This window comes from Avibacterium sp. 21-595 (assembly GCF_023611905.1).
Classification (GTDB): domain Bacteria; phylum Pseudomonadota; class Gammaproteobacteria; order Enterobacterales; family Pasteurellaceae; genus Avibacterium.
In genome coordinates this window covers 1,708,924-1,735,256 of record NZ_CP091455.1, presented here as the reverse complement: position 1 = coordinate 1,735,256, position 26,333 = coordinate 1,708,924, and the positions used below count along the sequence as shown (strand labels likewise).

Annotated in this window: 17 protein-coding genes and 1 riboswitch; of the genes, 9 read left to right on the top strand and 8 right to left on the bottom strand. The window is 38.2% G+C overall.

Annotated features, from left to right (window positions below; translation table 11 throughout):
* The 3 genes from L4F92_RS08000 (at position 1) to L4F92_RS07990 (ending at position 3,082) form a co-directional block, all read left to right on the top strand.
* Positions 1 to 1,146 (top strand): glycosyltransferase family 4 protein, encoded by a 1,146-nt coding sequence (locus tag L4F92_RS08000; RefSeq protein ID WP_250363342.1) that lies wholly within the window; start codon positions 1 to 3, stop codon positions 1,144 to 1,146.
* 234 nt (positions 1,147 to 1,380) lie between these two features.
* The gene (locus L4F92_RS07995) at positions 1,381 to 2,061 is read left to right on the top strand and encodes a glycosyltransferase family 25 protein (protein WP_250363341.1); all 681 of its coding nucleotides are present in this window, start codon (positions 1,381 to 1,383) and stop codon (positions 2,059 to 2,061) included.
* On the top strand, positions 2,057 to 3,082 hold the full coding sequence (locus L4F92_RS07990; protein ID WP_250364583.1) for a glycosyltransferase family 9 protein: 1,026 nt from the start codon (positions 2,057 to 2,059) through the stop codon (positions 3,080 to 3,082). Before L4F92_RS07995 ends, L4F92_RS07990 begins: the two co-directional genes overlap by 5 nt.
* Before the next feature lie 47 nt (positions 3,083 to 3,129).
* Here the strand turns inward: L4F92_RS07990 and L4F92_RS07985 are convergent, their stop codons facing one another.
* From L4F92_RS07985 to L4F92_RS07975, 3 genes are all read right to left on the bottom strand, one after another.
* Positions 3,130 to 3,537, bottom strand: a complete 408-nt coding sequence (locus tag L4F92_RS07985; protein ID WP_250363340.1) for an OsmC family protein — start codon at positions 3,535 to 3,537, stop codon at positions 3,130 to 3,132.
* A 273-nt stretch (positions 3,538 to 3,810) separates the two neighbouring features.
* A complete protein-coding gene (locus L4F92_RS07980; protein WP_250363339.1) occupies positions 3,811 to 4,770 on the bottom strand; it encodes an AEC family transporter in 960 nt (319 codons plus the stop codon).
* Positions 4,771 to 4,897: 127 nt separating this feature from the next.
* Positions 4,898 to 6,535, bottom strand: a complete 1,638-nt coding sequence (locus L4F92_RS07975) for an NAD-dependent malic enzyme (RefSeq protein WP_250363338.1) — start codon at positions 6,533 to 6,535, stop codon at positions 4,898 to 4,900.
* Positions 6,536 to 7,168: 633 nt separating this feature from the next.
* On the opposite strand from L4F92_RS07975, the gene L4F92_RS07970 reads away from it, so the two are divergent.
* The gene (locus tag L4F92_RS07970) at positions 7,169 to 13,072 is read left to right on the top strand and encodes a S8 family serine peptidase (RefSeq protein WP_250363337.1); all 5,904 of its coding nucleotides are present in this window, start codon (positions 7,169 to 7,171) and stop codon (positions 13,070 to 13,072) included.
* A gap of 221 nt (positions 13,073 to 13,293) precedes the next feature.
* On the opposite strand, the gene L4F92_RS07965 is transcribed toward L4F92_RS07970, so the two are convergent.
* The 4 genes from L4F92_RS07965 to potA all read right to left on the bottom strand — a co-directional run bounded on the left by L4F92_RS07965 (position 13,294) and on the right by potA (position 17,235).
* Complete coding sequence (locus tag L4F92_RS07965) at positions 13,294 to 14,370, bottom strand: extracellular solute-binding protein (protein WP_250363336.1); 1,077 nt, start codon at positions 14,368 to 14,370, stop codon at positions 13,294 to 13,296.
* 135 nt (positions 14,371 to 14,505) lie between these two features.
* A complete protein-coding gene (gene potC / locus L4F92_RS07960; protein WP_250349812.1) occupies positions 14,506 to 15,273 on the bottom strand; it encodes a spermidine/putrescine ABC transporter permease PotC in 768 nt (255 codons plus the stop codon).
* Positions 15,273 to 16,133: a spermidine/putrescine ABC transporter permease PotB gene (potB, locus tag L4F92_RS07955; RefSeq protein ID WP_250363335.1), complete on the bottom strand. Its 861-nt coding sequence runs from the start codon at positions 16,131 to 16,133 to the stop codon at positions 15,273 to 15,275. The genes potC and potB overlap by 1 nt, the downstream gene beginning before the upstream one ends.
* The gene (gene potA, locus L4F92_RS07950; protein ID WP_250349814.1) at positions 16,120 to 17,235 is read right to left on the bottom strand and encodes a spermidine/putrescine ABC transporter ATP-binding protein PotA; all 1,116 of its coding nucleotides are present in this window, start codon (positions 17,233 to 17,235) and stop codon (positions 16,120 to 16,122) included. Before potA ends, potB begins: the two co-directional genes overlap by 14 nt.
* A gap of 201 nt (positions 17,236 to 17,436) precedes the next feature.
* Here potA and pepT point away from each other — a divergent pair, with 201 nt between their 5' ends.
* Complete coding sequence (gene pepT, locus L4F92_RS07945; RefSeq protein ID WP_442778777.1) at positions 17,437 to 18,693, top strand: peptidase T; 1,257 nt, start codon at positions 17,437 to 17,439, stop codon at positions 18,691 to 18,693.
* On the opposite strand, the gene glnE is transcribed toward pepT, so the two are convergent.
* Positions 18,690 to 21,650, bottom strand: a complete 2,961-nt coding sequence (gene glnE, locus L4F92_RS07940) for a bifunctional [glutamate--ammonia ligase]-adenylyl-L-tyrosine phosphorylase/[glutamate--ammonia-ligase] adenylyltransferase (RefSeq protein ID WP_250363334.1) — start codon at positions 21,648 to 21,650, stop codon at positions 18,690 to 18,692. The genes pepT and glnE overlap by 4 nt on opposite strands.
* Positions 21,651 to 21,766: 116 nt before the next feature.
* Positions 21,767 to 21,855, top strand: a riboswitch (TPP riboswitch).
* A 43-nt stretch (positions 21,856 to 21,898) separates the two neighbouring features.
* Between glnE and thiB the strand changes: the two genes are divergently transcribed.
* From thiB to bioB, 4 genes are all read left to right on the top strand, one after another.
* Complete coding sequence (gene thiB, locus L4F92_RS07935) at positions 21,899 to 22,906, top strand: thiamine ABC transporter substrate binding subunit (protein ID WP_250363333.1); 1,008 nt, start codon at positions 21,899 to 21,901, stop codon at positions 22,904 to 22,906.
* A 35-nt stretch (positions 22,907 to 22,941) separates the two neighbouring features.
* Positions 22,942 to 24,501: a thiamine/thiamine pyrophosphate ABC transporter permease ThiP gene (gene thiP / locus L4F92_RS07930; RefSeq protein WP_250364581.1), complete on the top strand. Its 1,560-nt coding sequence runs from the start codon at positions 22,942 to 22,944 to the stop codon at positions 24,499 to 24,501.
* 97 nt (positions 24,502 to 24,598) lie between these two features.
* Entirely contained in the window at positions 24,599 to 25,252 is a 654-nt protein-coding gene (thiQ, locus tag L4F92_RS07925) for a thiamine ABC transporter ATP-binding protein (RefSeq protein ID WP_250364580.1), read from the top strand.
* Positions 25,253 to 25,291: 39 nt separating this feature from the next.
* Entirely contained in the window at positions 25,292 to 26,305 is a 1,014-nt protein-coding gene (gene bioB / locus L4F92_RS07920; protein ID WP_250349817.1) for a biotin synthase BioB, read from the top strand.
* Positions 26,306 to 26,333: the final 28 nt, after the last annotated feature.

Here is a 26,333-nt window from a genome sequence, read left to right as displayed (position 1 = left end):
ATGAAGAAAGTTAAGGTTGCACTTTTAATTAATGAATATTTTGGCGCATTAAATACTGGCTATGGAGGGTATGGATTTTTAGCAAGAAGGCTAATTACTAAATATTTACCAAGCGATGATATACAGATAGATGTATTATTAAAAACAACATCTAAATGCTTTGGGATGTTTGCAAAAAAGCATATTATAGATGGTATAAATGTTTATGAGTTACCTAAAAAGCCTTTTTTTGCTAAGAAATGGTTAAAATCTCAAAATTATGATCTTTATCTTACGATAGAAGTCACTTTTGATTATCCTTTACTTCAAGAAGATTTGAATAAAAAAGTAATATTCTGGATACAAGACCCTAGACCTAAATCAGATTGGGAAGAAATTGAAACAGTAAATTTATTTCCTGAGCCAAATTATTATGATCAAAAATTATATGATAATATACATAATCTATATAAAAAAGAAAGAGTTAAATTTATATCCCAAGCATATTTTTTAAATGATAAAGCGAAAGAATTATACTCTCTTGATAATAATGTAGATATTCAATACTTACCTAATCCAATAGATATTGACTATGAGTTCGATGTGAAAAAATTTCCTAAGAAAAATAATATAATTTTTTTAGGTAGGATAGAGTCAGTAAAAAGAGGATGGTTATTTTGTGAGATTGCTAAAAAATGTCCAGAGTATGATTTTTATATGTTAGGGCAATCATTCCATGATTTTGAAAGAAACTCTTCTATTATGAGTAAGTATAAAAATATTTCTAATCTCCATTTTATGGGACATGTTGATGGTGATGAAAAAAATAACTATTTGAAAAATGCTAAAATCTTAGTAAATACATCTATACATGAGGCTCTACCTATATCTTTTTTAGAAGCGCTTTCTTATGGAACTTTAATTGTAAGTAATCAGAACCCAGAAAATTTGACTTCTCAATTTGGTGTTTATGTTGGAACAGTATTAGGGGATGGCTTTGATTGTGTGGATAAATATGTAGATGCTATTAGAAAACTGATGTTAGATGAGCCATTAAGAAGTGAGCTTGCAATAAAAGCAAATCAATATATAAAAGAATATCATAATATTCCTAGATTTATTTCAGATATGCGAAATGTTATTTTTAATTTAGTAAAGGATAAATAATGGAAACTTTTGTAATTAGCTTAAAAGAAAATAATTATTTAAGAAGAGATCATATTTTTAATCAATTTAGGATATGTCAATTGGATTTTACTTTTTTGATGTGTTAAAGCAATAAAAATAGATGTTTTTATCAGAAATAAGATTTTTGATAAAACATCTACCTTATTGTAAATAATTGTATAAAATATTCAAATTTTATTTTTGAAAAAATTAGAGTTTATATTGAGTGAAGCTATGAAGAAAATAAAATTTCCTCCTATATTTATCATTAGTCTTAAAAATTCATCTAGACGAGAAGTTATTGCAAAACGTCTTCGTAGTTTAAATCTTGATTTTGAATTTTTTGACGCGGTTTATGGAAAGGAATTATCAAAAGATCAATTATCTAAGGTTGATTTTGATTTTTATCCTAAAGAGCATAATTCTCCTAAACCTCTAACATTAGGTGAAATAGGCTGTGCTATGAGTCATATTAAGCTTTATGAACATATTGTAAAAAACAATATTTCTGAAGCAATTATTTTTGAAGATGATGCTATTGTTTCTCTCTATTTTGAAGAAGTATTAAAAGTTGCTTTAGACAAAATATCTTCGGCTAAAGAAATTTTATTTTTAGATCATGGGAAAGCAAAAGTATGGCCTTTTATGCGTAACTTACCTGAACGTTATCGATTAGCGAAATATCGTTCTCCATCTCGAAATTCTAAACGTTGTATTATTAGAGCTACAGCATATTTGATTACTTTGACTGGAGCTAAAAAGCTATTAAGACAAGCCTATCCCATAAGGATGCCTGCGGATTATTTGACTGGGCTATTGCAATTAACTCATATTAATGCTTATGGCATAGAACCTCCCTGTGTATTTGGTAGTTATGATTCAGAAATTGATGAAATAGAAAACCGTTATGATTAAATTAAAAGATTTGCTAAGACGTTGGCGTCTTGCTTTGGGAAAATTTCTGCTAGATAAAAAAATAGATGATAATAGTATACTTCCACCCAAGAGTATTTTATTTCTTCGGCAGGATGGGAAGATAGGTGATTATATTGTTAGCTCTTTTGTATTTAGAGAGATAAAAAACTTTGACGCTTCAATAAAGATTGGGGTTGTTTGTACTAAACAAAATGCCTATTTATTTGAACAAAATCCTTATATTGATCAATTATATTTTGTGAAGAAGAAAAATATTATTGACTATATTAGAAATGGGCTAAAGATAGGCAAGCAATGCTATGATCTAGTTATCGATCCTACGATAATGCTACGCAACCGAGATCTTCTTTTTTTACGTTTAATTGGCGCAAAAAATTATCTTGGCTATCAGAAAGAAGATTATAAATTGTTTAATCTTAACTTATCACAAACAGATCTTCATTTTTCCGAAATATATCGACAGGCATTAGAAAAAATTGCTATTCCAGTTAAGTCAATGAAATATGATATGCCAATGAGAGAAAAAGAGCAAAATGAAGTTATTCAATTTTTGCAAAAATATAATATTGAGAATTATGTTGCAATTAATTTTTATGGTGCTGCGCGTTCAAGAAAATTTTCTGATGAAAATATAACGAAAATCTTATGTTATCTGACAAGTCAAAAAACAGATCGAAAGATTATTATTTTGGGATATCCAGATGTGAATAAAAAATTACTCAATATCGCTTCAGATTTTTGTAATGTATTTGTTTATGATACACAAAATATTTTCCATACAATTGAGTTAATTAAGCATTGTGCATATCTGATTTCTCCTGATACATCCACTATTCATATTGCATCAGGCTTTAATAAACCGATTATCGGTTTTTATAGTCAAGATCAAGTAAATTTTAACCATTGGAAACCAACGTCAAATATAGTTAATATTTTATTCTATGAGAAAGATATTAATGAGATTTCTCCACTGCGGTTTTATGAAGACTGGTTTAAATAATTGAAAGTGAGAGCCTTATTTTCTATGAAAATAAGGCTTTTTTTCCACTATTCGTAATGAAAACGAAACTCTTGTACTAAATCTGCGCTGAGGCTTTTGGCAACAGGGCAGGTGTGAGCCGCGGCTTCGAGCGTGGCACGCGTGCGTTCATCAAGCGCTTTGTTAAGATAAAAATCTAATACAATACGTGCGACTCGGCGTGGGTTGAGCGCCATTTCTTTTTCTACTTCGATGCGTGTGCCTTGCAAATCCACGCCAAGATCTCTTGCTCGAATTCCCATAATTGTCATTGCACAGGCGGCAAGTGAAGCAGCAAGTAAATCTGTTGGTGAAAAGGCTTCACCTTTACCATTATTGTCCACAGGGGCATCAGTGGAAATTTTGTTTCCACTTTGTAAATGGATTAAATCATTGTGCAAATTGCCAGTGTAATGAATCGTTGAAATGTGTGACATAGGAACTCCTTATTAGACTAATTTATAGCTTAATTAGAGTAAAAGGAAAGCTGAGGAAGTGCAAGATATATTATTTTTTTATTTAGAAAAATAATGAGGGAAATTAAAGTGGAATAGGATGAGTTTGATTATTTTGATTTATGGAGAGATTAATAGGATTTTATAAGAATTATCTCTAAGTAACAAAAGAACCTAGAAAAAATAAAATGATACAAAATGCTGTTTAAATCAGATAAACAGCATTTTTATAAGTGCGGTGCTTTTTTCGTAAATTTAGTTTAAAAGCCCAAGTAAACCATCAATCAGTGGCACAATAGGAATAAATAATAAGGTGCTTGTGGTAACAATATTGGTAGCAAAAGACACGTCACCTTTGGCTTCATTGGCAAGAATAGGCAATATGGCAAGAGCAGAAACGGAGGATTGTAGAATCAGCGTTTGTGCCTCAATCGTTGGCAATGGTAGCACGGTTTTACCAATAAAAATGAGAAATACCATAATCGCTGGGGCGATAGCAAATTTGCCGATGAGTGCGGTAATGGTGTCTTTATCAAATTTGAGGCTTTTTAATCCCGCATCATAAAGCGTGATGCCAATATAAATGAGTGAAAGTGGCGTAACCATTGCCCCTATATAGCTTAATGCGCTATGAATAAAATTTGGTACAGGAATATTGATGAGTAAAAAAATGAGGGCAACAAGAAATCCGAGTAACGGTGGAGGTAAAAGTTTTTTCCAGTTAAATAAGCGATGTGGTGATGATTGTGATTGGCTACTATCTCGTGCAATCAGCCAAGCGCCGAAAGTCCAAGTGGAAATGGTATTTAGTACATAATAGACCAAAAAATAAGGCATACTATTTTCACCAAATAATGCAATATTTAAGGGTAAGCCGATAAATATGGTATTAGCGTTTACTATCGTATTAATAAAAACACCTTTCCGCCCTGCACGAATATTGAAGGCTTTTGTCATTAACCACGCAATAATATAACCTAAGAATATTGCAGCAGTACCATAAATTAATCCATCTGATAGCGAAAATAATTTTTCACGAGTAAGGTAACTTAGCACAGAAATAAAAATAGAAGCTGGGAGGGCAATATTCATAATGAGTTTAGAAATATTGCCAGCAAAGCTGTCTGCAAAATAGCCTTTATGGCGTAAATAAAAACCTAATACAATAATCAGAACGATAGATAAGACACTTTCAAGTGCGGTGAGAAAAAGCATTATATTTTCCTCTGTTGGAATAATTTCTTTTTTAGGATTATTTTGAAAGCGCTTTGTGAGATTAATTAATAAAAGCGCCGTCTTTTTTATAAAAATGCCGCCTGATTTTCAGACGGCATAGGCGTATTTAGCGATAAACGGCTTGCCACATTGCGTTTTGCACGCTTTGTACCCAGTTATCACTCTGTTTGGTTGCAACACCATCTTTTATTGCTTGTTTGGCGACGGCGACAGCCACCGTTGCTGACGAAGCGCGTAAATTATCTACTGGGGGAAGTAACGCCGCCCCTAAATCTTGTGGATTGACTTGGCTTGCAACAGCTTCAGCGGCAGCAAGTAACATTCCGTCAGTGACTTGGCTTGCCCCTGATACAATGACGCCTAATCCTAAGCCGGGATAAAGCAGCGCATTGTTACCTTGCCCAATATAGAAAGCCGTTCCGTTATATTGCACAGGAGATACTGGAATACCCGTTGCGATTAAGGCTTTACCTTTTGACCAAGGGATTGCATCTTGTGGCATCACTTCAATACGCTCTGTTGGGTTAGAGAGTGGTAATAAAATTGGACGTTCTACGCCTTCACAAAGTGCTTTGATGACTTCTTCAGTGAATGCACCGTGATCTGTGGAGGTGCCAATTAAAATGGTTGGTTTGACTTGTTTTACAACTTCTAACAAACCAATTTTACCCTCTGAACGTTGCCAATCTGCCACTTCATCAGCAGAGCGCGCATATTCTTGCTGGTAATTCGGTAGATTTGGCATATCATCAGTGACTAAGCCATTAATATCAATGAGCCATACGCGTTTTTTGGCTTCTTCGCGAGAAAGTCCATTACGTTCCATTGCGGCACTAATTTGATCTGCCATTCCTGTTCCCGCAGTTCCCGCCCCATAGACCACAAGGCGTTGTTCAGCGAATGTTTGTTTCGTAACTTTTAAACCTGAAATGACTGCTGCCATAACAATTGCGCCAGTGCCTTGCATATCATCATTGAAAATACGGTATTTTTCACGATTTTCAACTAAGATGCGACGTGCGTTAGAAGGGCCAAAATCTTCAAAGTGCAAGAGGGCATTTGGGAACATTTCACTTGCTATTTTTAAATATTCATTAATTAAGTGATCATAGCGTTCACCACGCACACGAGCGTGTCGATTACCAAGATAAGTTGGGTCATTTAGCAATGCTTCGTTATCGGTACCAACATCTAAATTCACCGCAATGACACGGCTTGGATCGATGCCCGCAGCGGCAGTGTAGACGGCAAGTTTACCAACAGAAATATCCGTTCCGTTCACGCCCCAATCGCCAATACCAAGGATTTCTTCTGCATCAGAACAGACTATGAGATCGACATCCTCTGCGCCAAGCCCTAATGTTTCAAAAGAAGCACGAATATCTTCTGGACGGTTCACATTTAAATAAACAGCACGAGAACGGCGATAATCACGACTCCATTGTTTTATTGCATCACCTACGGTTGGGTCATAAACAATAGGTAACATTTCGGCGAGATGATCGGTAAGAAGACGATAATAAAGCACTTCATTACGATTATGTAGTTGATCGAGGAAAATGTATTTTTCCATTGGTTTTTCATAACGAGAAAGCTGCTCATAAGCACGTTTGGCTTGTTCATCAAGGGTTTCCACGGCAGCGGGTAATCGCCCGGTTAAACCTAACTTATTACGTTCTTCAAGCGTAAAAGCCGTGCCTTTATTGGTTAGGGGATTAGTTAGAATATCAGGGGTATGACTCATTATTAACTCCTTATTTATGAAATAGATTATTTGTCGAGATGTAAAATAGCTATTTGCTACTGAGTATAGACGCATAAATAACAATTTCAAGTGGAGTGAATGTTATTTTTTTTTTTTTTTTTTTTTTTTTTTTTTTTTTTTTTTTTTTTGCAATATATTGATTTTGAAAGGGTTTTTGTATAATTCGGGTTTTTGTTTATTTTGTTTTGTTATTTTTAGTAATGTAATTATTTTCATATGTATTGAAAAAGTAAATGCTCGTTATTTTGCGCATTTATTGTAACTTGGGTGAATTATTGCGTGATAAAAATATTTTGGGATGACCTAAAATAGTTTACAGCTAGAAATATTTGATGATGAGATTAACGCAGATGAAAGTTATTTTGGTTGTACGCTTAAAAGTAAGTAAGCGCACGAAGTTGTGAGTAAATTCGCTGTAATCTGGCTTCTCAAGTGTAACGGCAAGGCTTATACTATCTTGTACTGAATATGCAATTAGCTAGCTTTATTTCTATTACGATTAAAATTCTGACATAAAGAGATACACTATTAGAGCAATTTGGAGTAAACTTTCATTCTAAGACGTATCAATCTTCTTTTTACATCAAAAAATAATTAAAGGATATCCATATAATGAACTCACCTCGTCTTTTCTCGCTTTCACCATTGGCGATGGCGATTACGCTCGCACTTTTTCCTTACTTAGCACAAGGAAACCAAAATGATGCAGAAAACCGCCAAGACGCCGTGGCTAAATTAGCACATTTACCCGAAGCACAGGCTCAACCACATCAATGGCAAGATACAGATCATAATCATATAAATCAGGATAAACTGACGACTTTACGTGCAATGTTAGTGGATACGGGAGTGGATCTTCATACCTTTGAAAAAGACGAAATTTACCCAGAAAGCATTGTTGCTCACGGTTTCTCTTTCTATGATGGTGTTAGTCATCACATTAGTACTCAACTTATCCCAGATATGATAGACGATGGTCCAGAAATGCACGGAACAAAAATGGCGCGTGTATTATTAAACACTGCTGGCGGTGGTTCAATTTATCCAGTACAAGGCTTAGTAAGAAAAAGAGGTGAGCCAGTTCCCCATTGGCGAAACCGATTATTAGCAATGGGGGTGGCGAATGAAAGAAGCATTGCACAAACAGGGCGAGCGGCTCCTGTTGTAGCTAATATTTGGGTAGAAGGTATCTCACAATATGCACAATCTGAATATATTGAAAAAATTGCTCATATTGCAAACCAAGGCTCTTTATTACTTTTTGCAAATGGCAATGAACCACTTGATCCTGCGATTCCTAATGAACCTTATTCCTCTGTCTCAAGAATGCTTGCACCGAATTCTGAGCAACTTGATGAACGTTTAAAAGATAGTGCCATTGCCATTACAGCGATTACGAATGGTAAGCAAAAATATCAGCCTTGTGGAAAAGCGAAAAATTTTTGTTTGGCGGCAAATGCAGATACACCAATCAACTATTTTGATCCGATTCTAAAGCAATGGATTTATGCGGATATTCCTAATGGCACTTCTAGTGCAACCGCTTATGCGAGTGGTGTTGCGCTTGCTATTGCACAAAAATACGATTGGTTTAAAGCAAAAGATATTCGTAACACTCTCTTTACCACGGCAAATGATAAAGGTGAGACCGGTATAGATGTCGTTTATGGTGTGGGTGAAATCAATAAACAAAAGGCGTTAAATGGCTATGGACGTTTTGATGCCCAAAATAATAATGTGCTTGATGTAAATGGTATCGCAGAACGCTATTATTTTGACAATGATATTGAGGGCGATGGTGGCTTCACAAAACGCGGTAATAAAGAACTTGTTCTTAATGGTAATAATCGTTTTCAGGGAAAAGGGGTAATAGAACAAGGAAAACTCACCATTAACGGAACAAATACTGCGCAATTTGAAATTAAACAAGGTGCAACACTCGCAACGGGAACAAGCCTAAATAAAATCTCTACGGGAAGCCTTTATAACAGCGGGCGTCTTGAAGTTATCAATCCTTCACCATTATATATTGAGGGGGATTTTACCAATACGGAAACAGGCGAGATCAATACTGCAATAGGCTCAAGCATCAATGTGAGTGGGCAGGCAATTTTAAATGGCGTAATGCGAGTCAGCCAAATTACTCAGGGCTATGTTCCACAATCGGGGCGGAGAGAAGTGCTGTTGCGAGCAAATGAATTGGTCGATAATGGCATTCGTTTACACTTAGATTCTGCATTAGTTAATATCGCGGATACCATTGCCTTTGATCAAAATAAAAAACAAATCTATGTTGGATTACAACGTAAAAATATTAGCGAGGCACTTGATGATTTAACCCATACGATCACACCACCATCTCCGCCGACGGATACAGTTATAACAAATAAAGAAAAAACGGATACAACAGTTTCCGCTCATTCAGAAAGTGCGGTAATAAATTTAGCAGATTTACCTGAAGCAGAAAAAAACTATTTTCCGAATTGGACAGATACAGATCGTTATCCAACAACCTCATCCTCTCATAAACCAGCTATCGCAATGTTAGTTGATACAGGAGTGGATCCTCGTACCTTCAAAGAAGGGGAACTTTATCCTGAAAGCGTTGCGGCTAAACCAAATCAAACCCCGAGTTTTGAAGTACAACATTACTTTAAGCCAGATGTGAATGATCATAGCTTCCATGGTTCAAAAATGGGACGTATTTTGCTTAATACCGCAGGAACGGGTCAATTATATATCACTCAGGGAGTACGGGCTCCTAATAGTTCTTGGCGTTCAATCTTATCTGCTAGTTATGCTGCAAACCAACGTTTACAACAACAAACTCAAAAGGCTGCTCCCGTTATTGGAAATATTTGGAAAGATTTTATAGAAATACAAAATTATCAAGAGTACGTCAATCAAGTACAAAATATAAAAGAACAAGGTTCTTTACAGCTTTTCGCAACAGGTAACGAAAGCAGTGAATATCACAGTGAAGCCGGTACTCAACCAGGGCGTACAATCATCGCGCTTATTGATAATAATACTGGAGATTTGCTGACCTCACTTAAAGATACAATTATTGCGGTAACAGGTGTGAAGAGCAATGGACAAAAAGTATTTCGTCCTTGTGGAAAAGCTAAAAACTTCTGTATAACATCTAATGTGGATACGCAAATTAGTTATTTTAATCCTGATAAAGGATATCGTGAAATTAGTCGTCCCGGTGGTACTTCTAGTGCTACGGCATATGCCAGTGGAGTAGCCCTTGCAGTAAAACAAAAATATGATTGGTTTGAAGCTAAAGATATACGCAACACACTGTTTACAACAGCTATTGATAAAGGTACCCCAGGTATTGATGAAACTTGGGGTGTTGGCGTAATTAATAAATCTCAAGCATTAATGGGATATGGGCGCTTTGATTCCCAAAATGATAACCGACTTACTGTCAATGGTATTGCAGAACGTTATTATTTTAATAATGATATTGAGGGTGATGGCGGTTTTACGAAATTAGGTGAAAAAGAACTCGTTTTCAATGGTAATAATAGCTTTAAGGGTGATGGGATCATTGAACAGGGTAAACTAACTCTAAACGGCTCGAATCAAGCCAATTTTATCGTAAAACAAGGAGGAACACTCGCATCTGGAACATTAGTTAAGCTTTCATCAAAAGATCAAAAAGCTCAACCGATAACATCTGGTAGTGTAAACAATTTTGGAATAATAGAATCACTTAATCAAACAGATTGGAATATCAATGGTAATTTAATTAATAACGCGACTGGCGTAATTAATAAAGCAATTGGTTCAACCATTAATGTGAGCGGTATAGCAAACCTTGGAGGCATAATGAATGTCGATCAAATTGCTCCATACTATGTGCCACAAAACGGCCGACGCGAAGTATTATTGCGCGCCAATGGGTTAGTTAATAATGGTATTCGACTTAATTTAAATCCTGCTTTAATTGATGTGGCAAACACAATTGTTTTCGATGAGAATAAAAAAGAGATTTATGTAGGATTACAGCGTAAAAGCGTTCAGCAAGCCTTAGAAGATCAAGATACCTCAAATGGGCATTCACCAGAAACACCTGTAGTTAACGATAAAGTCACGCCTCCAACGGAAGAAACAGCTTCTACCGTTGAAACAGGCAATCCAACTGAATCCGAATCAAATGGTCATTCAGAGGAAACATCGACAACTGAAGAAATAACCGTTCCACCAACCACTGAAACGGCTTCTACTGTTGAAACTGACAATACAACTGAATCTGCATCAACTGAACATTCAGAGGAAACATCAACAACCGAAGAAACAACCGTTCCAGCAACCACTGAAACGGCTTCTACTGTTGAAACAGATAATACAACTGAATCTGAATCCAACGGACATTCAGAGGAAACCTCTACAACCGAAGAAACAACTGTTCCAGCAACCACTGAAACAGCTTCTACTGTTCAAACGGACAATGCAACTGAATCTGAATCCAACGGACATTCAGAGGAAACATCGACAACCGAAGAAACAACTGTTCCAGCAACCACTGAAACGGCTTCTACTGTTGAAACAAGCAATCCAACTGAATCTGCATCAACTGAACATTCAGAGGAAACATCGACAACCGAAGAAACAACTGTTCCAGTAACCACTGAAACGGCTTCTACTGTTGAAACAGACAATCCAGCTGAATCTGAATCCAACGGACATTCAGAGGAAACCTCTACAACCGAGAAAACAAGCATTCCAGCAACGACTGAAACGGCTTCTACTGTTGAAACAGACAATCCAGCTGAATCTGAATCCAACGGACATTCAGAGGAAACATCGACAACCGAAGAAACAACTGTTCCAGCAACCACTGAAACAGCTTTTACTGTTGAAACAGACAATCCAACTGAGTCGGTATCAACTGAACATTCAGAGGAAACATCGACAACCGAGGAAACAACCGTTCCACCAACCACTGAAACAGCTTCTACTGTTGAAACAGATAATACAACTGAATCCGAATCAACTGAACATTCAGAGGAAACATCGACAACCGAAGAAACAACTGTTCCAGCAACCACTGAAACGGCTTCTACTGTTGAAACGGACAATGCAACTGAATCTGAATCAACTGAACATTCAGAGGAAACATCAACAACCGAAGAAACAACTGTTCCAGCAACCACTGAAACAGCTTCTACTGTTGAAACAGACAATCCAACTGAGTCGGCATCAACTGAACATTCAGAGGAAACATCGACAACCGAAGAAACAACCGTTCCTGCAACCACTGAAACAGCTTCTACTGTTGAAACAGACAATCCAGCTGAATCTGAATCCAACGGACATTCAGAGGAAACATCGACAACCGAAGAAACAACTGTTCCAGCAACGACTGAAACAGCTTCTACTGTTGAAACCGACAATGCAACTGAATCCGAATCAAATGGTCATTCAGAGGAAGCATCCTCGATAAATAAAAAGAATAAAGCGCAGAGAGCTTATTTAGGGGCAATGGAAGATGCAAGATTACTCGATCGCGTTTTAGAAAAACTCGATCAAGGCTATGCTTCACAGCAATTAAATACACAGCAAAAACAATGGGCAAACCGTTTATTCAATATAGATAGAACACATTTTACTGAATATTTATTCAGTCAAGGGATTCAATCATTAATACATCAGCAGCAAAGCTGGGTTAACCACGAGGCCTTTCAGCGTTTAAATTGGATTGCATCATTTTCACAAAAAAATCATACCGCACTTTGGATTAGTGGTGAAAATCGTTCTGCCTCGCCTGAGGTTAGCCATATTAATACGACTGATCACTTTAATAGTGTGGCAATTAATGGTCTTCTTGTGGAAGGCAAACACCGATTCAGTTTCAGCATTAGTGAGCAGCGGCAGAAATATGAAGAGCATTACAAAGAGGTTGAAAAATCGTTTAATGAACGTGATGTTGCATTCCGTCTAGGTTATGGATATGAATTGATACCAAACTGGACGCTCTTAACAAGTTTTAACTACGGTGTAGGAAAATTAAAATATCAACAACAATTTAATACACAGAACACCCATTCACAAGGCAATACTCAATCTTATGCTTCAACCCTTGGCATTCATTGGTCACAACCTATTAATGCCCAATGGATATGGCATAATATCGCCAATATTGATTACACACATAAACAATTAACACATTTAATGTTAAATGATGATGTGAAAATTAATCGCTTAGTCACAGAGCAGACAAATATTGGTATCATTTCAGAGCTAGAATACAAACTGAAAAACCTTACTTTATTCGGTCGCTTAGCTTTACAAAAAACCTTACATAATAAAAATCGTGGTCGCGTAAGCTATGCTACAACCACAGTGGATATTGAGCAGTCTTATCGTCTCTATCCTGATTGGAAACCACAATTTGGCATTGGGATGGGCTATCAATATCATAATTGGCGTTTTTCTTTATCTGGAGATATGGCTAAAGATCATTATCATCGAGTTAATGTTTCTGTCGGTTATTCTTTTTAGATAGCATATTTGCATAAAGCACGGTTTATCGTGCTTTATGCTTTTTTCCGTTTACTCCGCTTCTCATTATAAAACTCACTTTTTAAGAATACGTTTGCAACATAAGGATTATTGTATTCGCGATATTTTGAGTACATTAAGTGCGGTAAGATTTTGATAAATTTTTTGCTAGAAGACAAAAATAAACCTCGCATTTAGCGAGGTTTATTTGTCGCGAGAAATTATTTCGCGGCTTTTAATTTTTGGTAATATTCTTCATAGTACTGAACCGCATCACCAACATCATCTTGCCAGTAGCTGTTTTGTAATACTTCAGCGGTTGGGTAGATTGCTGGGTCTTTAGTAATTTCATCAGGAAGTAATTTTAATGCTTCAACATTTGATGTTGGATAACCAATTTCTTCCGTTAATTTTGCCGCAGTTTTAGCACCTAACATATAGTTAATTAGTTTGTGTGCGCCATCAGGGTTTTTAGAGGTTGCTGGAATGGCAAGGGTATCAACCCAAAGAACAGGCCCTTCTTTCGGGAATACCATATCTAAAGGTGCTTGTTCTTTTTTCGCAATACGCACAGAACCGTTCCATAATTGACCAACTGTTACTTCACCAGAGATGAATGAGTTAGCTGGGTTGTCAGAGTTGAAAGAAAGTACGTTTGGACGTAATTTGAGTAACTCTTCATAAGCCTGTTTGATAATAGCAGGATCTTGGGTATTTGGATCTTGACCTAATTTTAATAACGCAATGTTAAAGACTTCGCGTGCATCATCAAGTAATTGTACTTTTCCCGCAAATTCAGGTTTCCATAAATCACCCCAAGAAGTGAAATCAGCTCCTTTGTAATCATTGGTGTTATAGGCAATACCCGGCGCGCCTAATAATTGTGGTAAAGAATATTTGTTACCTTTATCATAAGGTTTATCTAACCAGTCTGGGTTTAGCTCTTTAATAACAGGTAATTTGCTGTGATCTAATGGCATTAACATACCTTCACGCGCCATTTTTGACACAAAGTAGTTTGATGGGGCAATCACATCGTAACCACCGGATTCACCTTGTGTTTTTAATTTAGCGTACATTGTTTCATTAGATTCTAGACTTGAAACAATGACTTTGATTCCAGTTTCTTTAGTAAATTCATCTAATAGACCATCTGGCACATATTCTGTCCAAGTATAAAGATATACGGTATCGTTAGCGGGTGCTTTGGTTTCCGCATTCTTTGTTTCTTTATCATTACAAGCTGTTAAAGTCACTGCGATCATTCCGGCTGTGAAAAGACCTGCAAATTTTTTCATTTCTATCATTCTCCTGTTAAGAGGGTTAGAGATATATTTTGTTAAACAAAATACGAATAAAAAACGCCTTGAGGACGTCAAGGCGTATTCTATTTTGTCTATACTTATTTGTGAAGTATTATTTTCCCTTTTGGGCTATTTATCTTTTTTCGCCACAAGCTGACTTAATATGACTAAAGTTAGCGAGAAAATAATCATTATGGTTGCCAGTGCATTCACTTCAGGTGTTACCCCTGTTTTTACCAATGAGAAAATTTTCAGCGGTAAAATTTCGTAGCTGACACCACTTACGAAAGAGGAAACCACAACATCGTCAAGTGAAATGGTAAAGCTGAGTAACCAGCCTGAGACAATGGCAGGCAACGCTAAAGGCAGAATAATTTTTCGCAGAATGGTAATTTCACTCGCACCTAAATCTTTTGCCGCTTCAAGCATTTTGGCATCAAATCCTTTTAAGCGAGAAAAGACGGTAACCACCACATAAGGTAAGCAGAAGGTAATATGTGCCAGTAATAATGACCAAAAACCTAATGAAATGCCGACAATCATAAATAGGGCAAGTAAGGATACGGCCATAACGATATCAGGCGACATCATAACGATAAATAACATTCCGCTCACCGCTTGTTTACCGCGGAAACGATAGCGATATAAGGCTATGGCGGTTAATCCCCCCACAATGGTGGCAAGGGTTGCCGCAAAAAAGGCAATGGTAACAGAGTGCAATGCGGCTTGGATCAGCGTATCGTTATTAAATAAACGCTCATACCAATTCCAGCTAAACCCTTTCCAACTCAATCCATAACGATCAGCATTAAAAGAATTGGTGACCAAAATGATAATTGGGATATACAAATAAGCGTACACCACCAACATAAAAATATTACGCAGTAAACGACTCATTATTCCAACTCCATTTTCTTATTCATTAATTTACTTGCTTTGTAATAAACAAAAATGAGTAACGCCATTAAAATGGTTAAGCCAATACTAATTGCTGAACCAAATGGCCAGTTACGTGAAATTAAGAACTCGCTCTTAATCACGTTACCCACCAGCAATACTTTCGCACCGCCAAGTAAATCAGCCACATAGAACATTCCCATAGCAGGTAATAACACTAATAAGCAACCTGCGATAATGCCCGGCATCGTGAGTGGAATAATCACTTTGACAAAGCGTTGGAAACTGTTTGCTCCTAAGTCTTTAGCCGCTTCTAATAAACGGTGATCTAATTTTTCAATAGCGGCATACAATGGCAAAATCATAAATGGTAATAATAAATAGACTAAACCAATAATTACCGCCACTTCGGTATTTAGAATACGAATTGGTTCGTTAATTATGCCTAAGGTCAGTAATGTACTATTTAATACCCCTTTTACGCCAAGGAAAATTTTCATTCCATAAATACGAATGAGTGAGTTTGTCCAAAATGGTAAAACCACTAAAAAAAGCAAAATTGGACGATATTTTTCCTTAATTTTGCTAATCATAAAGGCAAAAGGGTAACCAATAATTAAACAAATAATGGTGGCAATACCCGACATATAAAGTGAATTCCACACCACTTGGGCATAAAGCGGTTCAAATAGGCGTGTGTAATTCTCAAATGTAAATGGCAATGTATAAAAATCACTGCCATCACGGGTTAAGAAACTGACTGTTAGCACCAATAGGTTAGGCGCTAATACAAACAAAATTAACCAAGCAAAGATGGTTGTAATGGTAATTTTTTGAAATCCCGTATTAGCTGTCTTCATCGTCTAACACAACCTCCCAACCTTCGTGCCAAGTGAGGGCGACCTTTTGTCCTACTGAGTGATCAATATGCGGATCATCTTCATTGAAGAATTCACTCACTAACACTTTCATATCATTATGATCAAGAATAATGCTGGATTCCAACGTCATTCCTTTATAGTTACGATCAGAAACGTGTCCGATAATCGCTTTAGATTGCTCATTTTCATCTAATTCTTCAATCACAATATCTTCAGGGCGTAACAGCACTTTCAAGTGTTGATCTGGTTGAACCGGTAAATCCGTATAGATTTCGCAAATACGTCCTTCAACATTGGCTTTTACGGTTTTTTCGCTTACACGCTCAATCACTTTGGCATCAAAAACGTTGATCTCACCAATAAAGCGTGCAACAAATAAATTCTTCGGCTCTTCGTAAATTTCACGAGGCGTACCGTCTTGTTCAATATTCCCTTTGTTCATTACGATAATACGATCAGACATCGTCAAGGCTTCTTCTTGATCGTGAGTAACGAAAATAAAGGTAATCCCTAATTGACGTTGCAATGCTTTCAGTTCATTTTGCATTTCTTTACGCAATTTATAATCCAATGCAGAAAGAGATTCGTCTAGTAATAACACTTTTGGCTTATTGACTACCGCTCTTGCAATGGCAATACGCTGTTGCTGACCGCCAGAAAGCTGAGTGGGTTTACGTTCAGCCATTTCTTCTAAACGAACCATACGCAAGGCTTCCATTACACGTGGCTTAATTTCTGCGTTTGGCACTTTTTGCATACGTAAACCAAAAGCCACATTCTCAAAAATCGTCATATGTGGGAAAAGAGCATAACTTTGGAATACGGTATTCACAAAGCGACGTTCTGCCGGCACGTCAGTAATATCCTGACCGTCAAGAATAATCTTACCGCCGTTAGGATCTTCTAATCCTGCAATTAAACGTAAAACAGTGGTTTTACCACAGCCTGAAGGCCCTAAAATCGTTAAAAATTCGCCATTGTTAATGGTAAGATTTAAACCATCAATAATCGTTTTGTCGCCATAAGACTTAGTTAAAGAACGAAGCTCAATAATCGGTTTGGTTTGAACTGAATTTTCCACTAGCTTTGGTTTTCTCCCTAACAAGTTGGTTGAACAATCAATAGATAAAAATAAGTGCTAATGATATAGCGAACGCCTTACAATGAAAAGCAATTAATCACATTTTGCCTAAAAAAATTAGGTTGAATTTTGTTATATATCAATACCTCAAGCCAACAGCCTCGTTAGAATAAAATGCAACAATTTTTGTAAGGCGATAAAATGATTATGGAAAACAGCACGCAATATCAAGAAGGATTACTGGAACGTTTTTTAAACTATGTGAGTTTTGATACACAAGCAAAGTTTAATGCCAAACCCATTCCCAGCTCCATAGGGCAAGCAAAGTTAGCCAAATTTCTGCAACAAGAGCTTTTCGCACTGGGCTTGCAACAAATTGAATTAAGTAAACAAGGTATTCTTACCGCATTTTTGCCTTCCAATATTAGCCCCAAAATGCCAACAATTGGGTTTATTAGTCATCTTGATACGTCACCGCAATGTAGTAGCAAACATACCTTACCTGAAGTGATTGAAAATTATCGCGGAGGTGATATTTCTCTTGGCGTTGGTGAGGAATTTATTAGCCCTGTATATCATCCGTTTTTGCAAAAACTGATTAACAAAACCTTGGTGGTGGGTGATGGAAAAACCTTGTTAGGGGCAGATAATAAAGCAGGAATTGCAGAAATTCTGACCGCACTTTATATTTTGCAACAAAATCATCTTTCTCATTGCAATATTCGCCTCGCCTTTGTACCAGACAAAGAAACAGGGCAAGGAATGAAACATTTTCCTTTTGATAAATTTACTTGCGACTGGGCATATTGTCTTGCAGGGGAAGGGGTTGGCAGTTTGGGCTATGAAAATGTGAATGTTGCTACCGCCACCGTAACGCTTTATGGACGCAATATTCAAGCTGGCGTAGGCAAAGATAAAATGCGTAATGCATTGACATTAGCGTGTGAATTTCAAAAAGGCTTGCCCGCCCAAGAAGTGCCAGAAAAAACAGAACGCAAGCAAGGTTTTTTTCATTTAGAAAGTCTAGCGGGCGACATTGAAAAAGTGGAAATGCGCTATTTAATTTGTGATTTTGATAGGGTGAGTTTTGAGCAACGTAAGGCATTTTTGGCGATGATGATTGTGGATTTTAATCGCAAAAAACGTTTAAGAAAGAAAGCACAGCTAAGTATTGAAGATCAATATAGCAATATGGCTGAGATCATTAAACAACAGCCAAAATCGCTCCAACTTGCTGATTTAGCTATGAAGCAATGTGGTATTGAACCTATTCTCACGCCGATTCGTTCAGGCTATCTTGGTGCAAAATTGGCGGAAAAGCAAATTCCTTGCCCAATGTTATTTACGGGCGGATACAATTTTCATAGCAAGCAAGAACTGACGACCCTCGAAGGAATGTGGGACGCAACAAGGGTGATTGTGAAAATGGCTCAGTTAGCCAATAAACTCTGTGGCTAATCAAATAACATTTGCCAAATTTGGCGAATAAACTGCCGTTCAGATTGATATTCTGCTTGCTTTACCACCGCAGGCAAGCCAAGTAAGTTTAAATGATGAATACGGTTGCGTAGGCGAGTGTAGGCATTTTTCAAATGTTCAGAAATATCAACATTTAGCACCGCACTTTTGTTTTCGCTATTTTGGAGTTCTGCCATTGACTCAAAAATCCGCACATTATCTGACCAAATGGTTAAATTAGGGTATTGCGGCGCGTAAGTCAATACCAAATATTGGGCGATAAACTCAATATCCGTAATGCCGCCTTGATCGGTTTTAATATTAAATTCATCAGGATTGGTATGGGCAAGATGTTGATACATTTTCTCACGCATTGCTTTTACGTCTTCCTTAAGTTTGACAAGATCCCGTGGCGCAGAAAGTACCTTGCGGCGAATTTGTTCAAAGCGTTGGCGTAAGGCAACATCGCCATAAACGGCACGGCTTCTTACTAAGGCTTGTTTTTCCCACGTCCAAGCGTCATTAAGCTGATAATTCTCAAAGGCACTTAACGAGCAGCCAAGTAAACCCGCATCACCAGACGGGCGTAGGCGAATATCGATATCATAAAGCACTCCCGCACTCGTATTCATACTAAAAATACTGATGATTTTTTGTGTCAGTTTGAGATAAAACTGATTGCTATCGATCACTTTTCTGCCACCTTGCGTTTGACCTGTTTTGCTACCGTCAAACAGAAAGACCAAATCCAAATCAGATTTGTAGCCCAGTTCAATGCCACCTAATTTGCCATAACCAATGACTAAGAAACCTTTCTTATTAGGCGGAAGATATTCAGGAATGCCAAAGCGCGCAGTAACTTGTTGCCAAGCAAGATCTACAACGGCAGCAATAATGGCTTCTGCCAAATAGGTCAAATGATCGCTTACTTTCATTACGGGCAATGCGCCGAGAATATCTGCGGCTGCCACACGTAACAAGGTGCTTTGCTTAAATTGACGCAGGGCATCAATAAACTGTTCTTCGTCATCTTGCGGTAAACGGAGCAGATATTGCTTTAATTCGCTGGCATATTCGCTGAAATCGGTCGGGTTTAATAATGCGTTGCGATCTAATAATTCATCAAGCAAAATGGGGTGTCGCGCCACTTGTTGAGCAATAAGCTGTGAGTGTGAACATAGCTCAATGAGCTGATTGAGTACTTGCGGATTTTCCACTAATAATTCCAAATAGGCGGTGCGAGTGAGAATTTTATCCACAATATCCAACATTCGGGGGAGCAAGCTTTCATAGGCTTGATGTTGAAACACTTGGGCAAGTAGCATTGGCATTAACTGCCTTAATACGCCACGCCCTCTGGCTCCAATCGGACGGCGAGCCAGTTCGTTGCGAAACTGAGTAAGGCGTTGTAAGAGCGGTGCATTTTCTGCCAATGTTATGCCATTTTGTTGCAGAATGAGCTGAAGGTCTTCTTCATTGAGATCCGTTTCTAAAAAATCGTTCCATTGGCTATTTTCTTGTGGCGAGGGATCATTTTCTGCACCAATTAATTGCGAAAAAACCGACCGCACTTTATTTTGGTGCGATTGTAATAAGGTATCAAAATCCACCCAGCTTGTTATGCTATTTTCCACGAGGACAGGCTGTTTTTGCGTATTCCATTGGGTATAACGTTGCAGAGCAACAATCAGGCGCTGGCGATCCAGCTCTTTTTCTGGCAAAAGCTGAGTTTGTTTGTCGTCAATGGCTTGCAACACATTTTCTACACGGCGTAAAAAAAGGTAAGCATTTTTTAAATCAGTGACTTCTTGAGAGCTAAGTAAAGCGAGTTGTTCCAATTCAGGTAATATGTGAAGCAATCCGTGTTGTTGCAATTTAATTTCACGTCCACCACGAATAAGTTGGAAAACCTGTACAATAAATTCAATTTCACGAATGCCTCCCGCGCCCAGTTTGATATTATCCGATAACCCACGGCGTCGCACTTCCCGTTCAATTTTATGTTTCATTTCGCGTAAAGATTGGATAACGCTAAAATCAATATAACGGCGGTAAACAAAAGGGCGGAGTAAATTTTGTAAGTTTTTGATATTGGGATCTTGCGGATCAGCGCCTAAAATACGCCCTTTGATCATTGCATAACGTTCCCAATCTCGTCCTTGTTCTTGGTAATATTGTTCCATTGCGGTAAAACTTAGGGCTAATGCCCCCGCTTCACCAAAGGGGCGTAGACGCATATCTGTGCGATACACAAAACCATCAGGGGTATATTGATCTAAAGCATTAATCAAACGTTGTCCTAAGCGAGTGAAAAAGACACTATTTTCAATAGAACGTCTTGCGCCTTGCGTTTCGCCGTTAGCAGGGTAGGTAAAAATGAGATCAATATCTGAGGAAAAGTTTAGCTCAAAACCGCCTAGTTTCCCCATTCCTAAAATATAAAGTTGTTGCGGTTTGCCGTGGCTATCCATTGGTATGCCCATTTCAGCACAGGCACGCTGATAAAGCCAATCCCGAGCGGCAATAATAATGGTTTCTGCCAATTGTGAAAGGGCAATGAAAATTTCTTCGACCGTCGCTAAGTTTAAACTTTGACATAAACTTAACTTAGCCATTTCGCGATGACGAAAAAGACGTAATTGGCGATAAAGTTGGGTGTCATCAGTAACTTCTTGAAGTAAGGAATGCAAGGCTTGTTGGTAATAGGCTGTATTTTCTAAATGGGGGAATTGTTGCCAACATTGGTGTAAAAAGTGCGGTTGTTTTTTTAACGTTTCTGCCACAAAATCAGACATTGCAATGCCTTGTGCCAGTTTACCTATTAGGCTAGTCGGATCATTTTTCTGCTGTGCAAGTTGCGTGTAAAGCCCTTCATTATACTGTTCAGGGTAATGCTGAATTAAACAATCTGCCAGTGTTTTCAACGTATCGTCAAGGTGAGGAACAGAAAATGCCATAGGTTATCCTTATCAATCATTAACTGATTGCTAACTATAAAGAAATTTTAAGAATTTTTAAATACATAGATTGCATTGGTAAAGGAAAATTACTACACTGAACGCGAGCTAGAGGCTCAAATTAGTCGGGGTGCTTGATAGCTGAGATCATACCCGTGAACCTGATACAGTTAATACTGACGTAGGAAACTAATTTTTTTGCTGTTCGCGTCAATATTGCTGGTCGTTTTTTATTGGAAGGAAACACTATGCAATTCAAAAAATCTTTTTCTCTTACTTTTCTTACCGCACTTTTTAGCACTAGTCTGATGGCGACACCAAGCTCCGCGCAAGAGGTGCAAGTTTATACTTATGATAGTTTTAGTGCTGATTGGGGCGCCGGTCCAAAAGTGAAAGCGCTGTTTGAGCAAACTCACCCCCAATGTCAGGTGAATTATGTGCCTTTTGATAGCACAGGGGTAATGTTTAATCGGATTCGCCTTGAAGGGAAAAAGAGCAAAGCCGATATTGTGCTAGGCTTAGATCAAACAATGCTTGAAGAAGCGAAAAAGACCTCATTATTTGCAGAACATCAGGTGCCAATGGCGCAACTTTCTTTACCTGAGAAGTGGGAAGATAAGGTGTTCTTACCTTATGATTTTGGTGCTTATGCCTTCGTGTATCATAAAGAAAAATTACCAAACCCACCGAAAAGCCTAAAAGAATTGGTTGATAATCAACAACTTCGCATCATTTATCAAGATCCGCGTACCAGTGGCGTAGGGCGTGGATTAGTGATCTTAATGAATGAAGTTTATGGCGATGATGTAGAGGCAGCGTGGAAGAAATTGGCTCGCCATACCGTTACCGTAGGGAAAGGTTGGTCAGAAACTTACGGCGCATTTTTAAAAGGCGAATCAGATTTGGTGTTTAGTTATAACACTTCACCACTTTATCATCTGTTAAATGACAAGGATGCCAATTATGCCGCGACAGATTTTTCTGAAGGGCAAGTGCTACAAATTGAAACCGCAGCGCGAATGGCAAATCACCCTAACGCTTGTGCTGATGCCTTTATGCAATTTTTGATTACTCCAGAAGCGCAACGCCAAATTTCACAAAAAAATATTATGTTTGCCGTTATTGATGAAAAAATTGAACCGCACTTTGATGCGTTGAAACAAGCACAGCAAAGCAAAACCACGTTGGGAAGTGGCGTCAATACAGAACAATTAAAACAATGGACGAACACTTGGCAAGCCAGCTTAACACAATAATACGCCGTTATTTGCAAAAATTCCCCCTTTCTTCAATGCTTGGGGGAATGGGCGTGATATTGCTATTGGCGACATTTTATGGCTTTACCTTAAGTGCGGTGTTAAATCTTGGCAATCATCAGCAATGGACAGCGCTTTGGCAAGATGACTACATTCGCCACGTTATCGCCTTTAGTTTTGGGCAGGCATTTCTTTCGGCATTCTTATCGGTGAGTATCGGATTATTATTTGCCCGTGCGTTTTTTTACCAAGATTTCCGTGGTAAATCGCTTATTTTGAAGTTATTTTCCCTCACTTTTGTGTTACCTGCTTTGGTGGCTGTACTAGGACTATTAGGGATTTACGGACATTCAGGTTGGTTGGCAAGGTTATTTTCCGCCCTTGAGATTGACTGGAAACCCAATATTTATGGCTTAAGTGGCATTTTAATCGCACATTTATTTTTTAATATTCCTTTAGCAAGCCGCCTATTTTTGCAAGCACTATCAAGTATTCCTAATCAGCAACGTCAGCTTAGTTCACAGCTTAATATTCGCGGTTGGCAATTTATTCGTTTGATCGAATTACCTTATTTACGCCAACAATTTTTGCCTGCCTTTGCGTTAATTTTTATGCTTTGCTTTACTAGCTTTGCCATTGTACTCACACTTGGTGGTGGGCCAGCGTATACCACCTTAGAAGTGGCGATTTACCAAGCCATTTTATTTGAATTTGATTTACCTAAAGCGGCAATGTTAGCGTTGTTGCAATGCGGTTTTTGTGTCCTATTGCTTATGATGAGTAGCTTCTTTCATCGCAAAGATCCTAGCCAGCTCGATTTACGCCAGTTCTGGCGAGAAAAGCAGACAAGTGCGGTACAAATTTGGCAAGTTTTTTGTGTGGGCAGTGTGCTGATTTTTCTTTTTTTACCCTTGCTTTATATGGTGGTGGCAGGATTAGATTGGGATGCGTGGCAAAAAGTGGCACAAAATCCCCAGTTGTGGCGTGCTTTGGGTTATTCCTTAAGTATTGCACTATGTTCTGCGCTATTTGCTATTGTATTGTCAATGGCATTACTCTTGCTCGTGCGACGCTTAGCTTGGCAAAGCCACCGTTATTGTGCCAATGTCATTAGTAATATGGGAATGATCGTGCTTGCGATCCCAACTTTAGTGGTGGCATTAGGGCTGTTTATTCGTTTGCAAGATCTTGATTTTCAGCCGGGGCATCTTCTCCTTATTGTAGCGTTTTGTAATGGCATTTTGGCAATGCCTTTTGTGATTCGCACGCTTTCTGCCCCAATGTATCAAACAATGCAATATGAGCGACTTTGCCAATCTCTTGGCGTACAAGGCTGGCAACGCTGGCGAGTGGTAGAATGGCAAACTTTGCGTTCAGCGATGCGGTATGCTAGCGCATTGGCTTGTGCCTTATCGCTGGGCGATTTCACAGCGATTGCTTTATTTGGTAATCAAGATTTCATCTCTTTGCCTTATTTGCTTTATCAGCAATTAGGCTCATATCGTATGCAAGAAGCGAGCGTAACCGCCTTAATTTTATTAGGGTTATGTGGTCTGTTATTTATGATGATTGAAAAAACGCAAAATGTGGCATAGCGAAAAGCAAGAGCAAAGCGAAAATAGCAAAAAATTGCACCGCACTTTGTTTTTGTTCGATATTGGTTCTTATTACGTTAATGATTTAGGCAAGATAATGATTAAACTGGATACTTATTTTCATTACCCCAATCAAGCGATGCACTTCCAACTGCATATTTCGGCGGGACAACGTGTTGCCATAGTGGGGGCGAGTGGCGCGGGGAAAAGCACGTTACTCAATTTAATTGCTGGATTTGAACTCGCCGACAAGGGGGAAATTTGGCTTAATGGGCAAAATCACACCTTTAGCGCGCCTCATCAGCGTCCTGTTTCGATGCTCTTTCAAGAGAATAATTTGTTTACGCATTTAACGGTGGGTGAAAATATCGCCTTAGGTTTAAAGCCCAGTTTAACGCTGAGTGCGGAAGAAAAAGCACAAGTGGAAAAGGCGGCAAGTGCGGTTGGATTAGGCGATTTTTTATCTCGCTTACCTAATGCCCTTTCTGGCGGGCAGAAACAGCGTGTTGCTTTAGCTCGTTGTCTGCTTCGTGATAAACCGATTTTATTGCTTGATGAACCATTTTCAGCACTTGATCCTCATTTGCGTCAAGAAATGTTGAATTTATTAGAGAATTTATCTCAGCAGAAAACATTGACGTTGCTCATTGTTACTCATCAACCTAATGAATTAGTCGGAAAAATTGATCGCCTTTTATGTGTTGAAAATGGTAGGATTAGTGATAAATCATTACCTGAATTAAAAATTTAGGTCTAAAATAGACCGCACTTTTTGTAATAAGGATAATTTATGACAATCACAAACATTCAAATTCCTTCTTTAACACCGCACCCAACCTTAGAATATTGGTCAGTGTGTAAAGTGGAAGCGTTATTTGAAACCCCTTTTTTAGAGTTGGTGTATCGTGCCGCTCAGGTTCATCGTGAGAATTTTAATCCACGGGCGATTCAACTTTCTACCTTAATGTCGATTAAAACAGGGGGTTGCCCTGAGGATTGTGGTTATTGTCCACAATCGGCACGCTATCAAACAGGGGTGCAAAATCAACAATTAATTAATGTTGATGAGATTGTAGAGAAAGCGAAAGTGGCAAAATCCCGTGGTGCAAGTCGTTTTTGTATGGGGGCGGCTTGGCGTGGGCCAAAACCAAAAGATATTGAAAAAATCACCACGATTATTAAAGCAGTAAAAGATCTGGGGCTAGAAACCTGCGGGACGTTTGGCTTATTGCAAGATGGTATGGCGGAAGATTTGAAAAAAGCAGGATTAGATTACTACAATCATAATATTGATACCGCACCAGAGCATTATGAAAAAATTATTGGCACACGCCAATTTGATGATCGTATTAATACCCTTGGGAAAGTGCGTAAAGCCGGCTTAAAGGTATGTTGTGGGGGAATTGTTGGTATGGATGAAACACGGAAAGAACGTGCCGCATTTATTGCCAGCTTAGCTAATCTCGATCCACAACCAGAATCCGTGCCAATCAACCAATTAGTGAAAGTGGAAGGCACGCCATTGGCTGAGGCGGCGGAATTAGATTGGACGGAGTTTGTGCGTACCATTGCCGTTGCACGAATTGTGATGCCAAAAAGTTATGTCCGTTTATCTGCGGGACGTCAAGGAATGTCAGAAGAAATGCAAGCAATGTGTTTTATGGCTGGGGCAAATTCGATTTTCTATGGGGATAAGCTATTAGTAACAGAAAATCCTGAAGAAGATGGCGATCAGCTTCTAATGGCAAAACTCGATCTTGAACCAGAAACAGAAGAAAATCGTCTGCAACAAGAACAAAATTAATGTAACGATTTATTGACACAATGGCAGC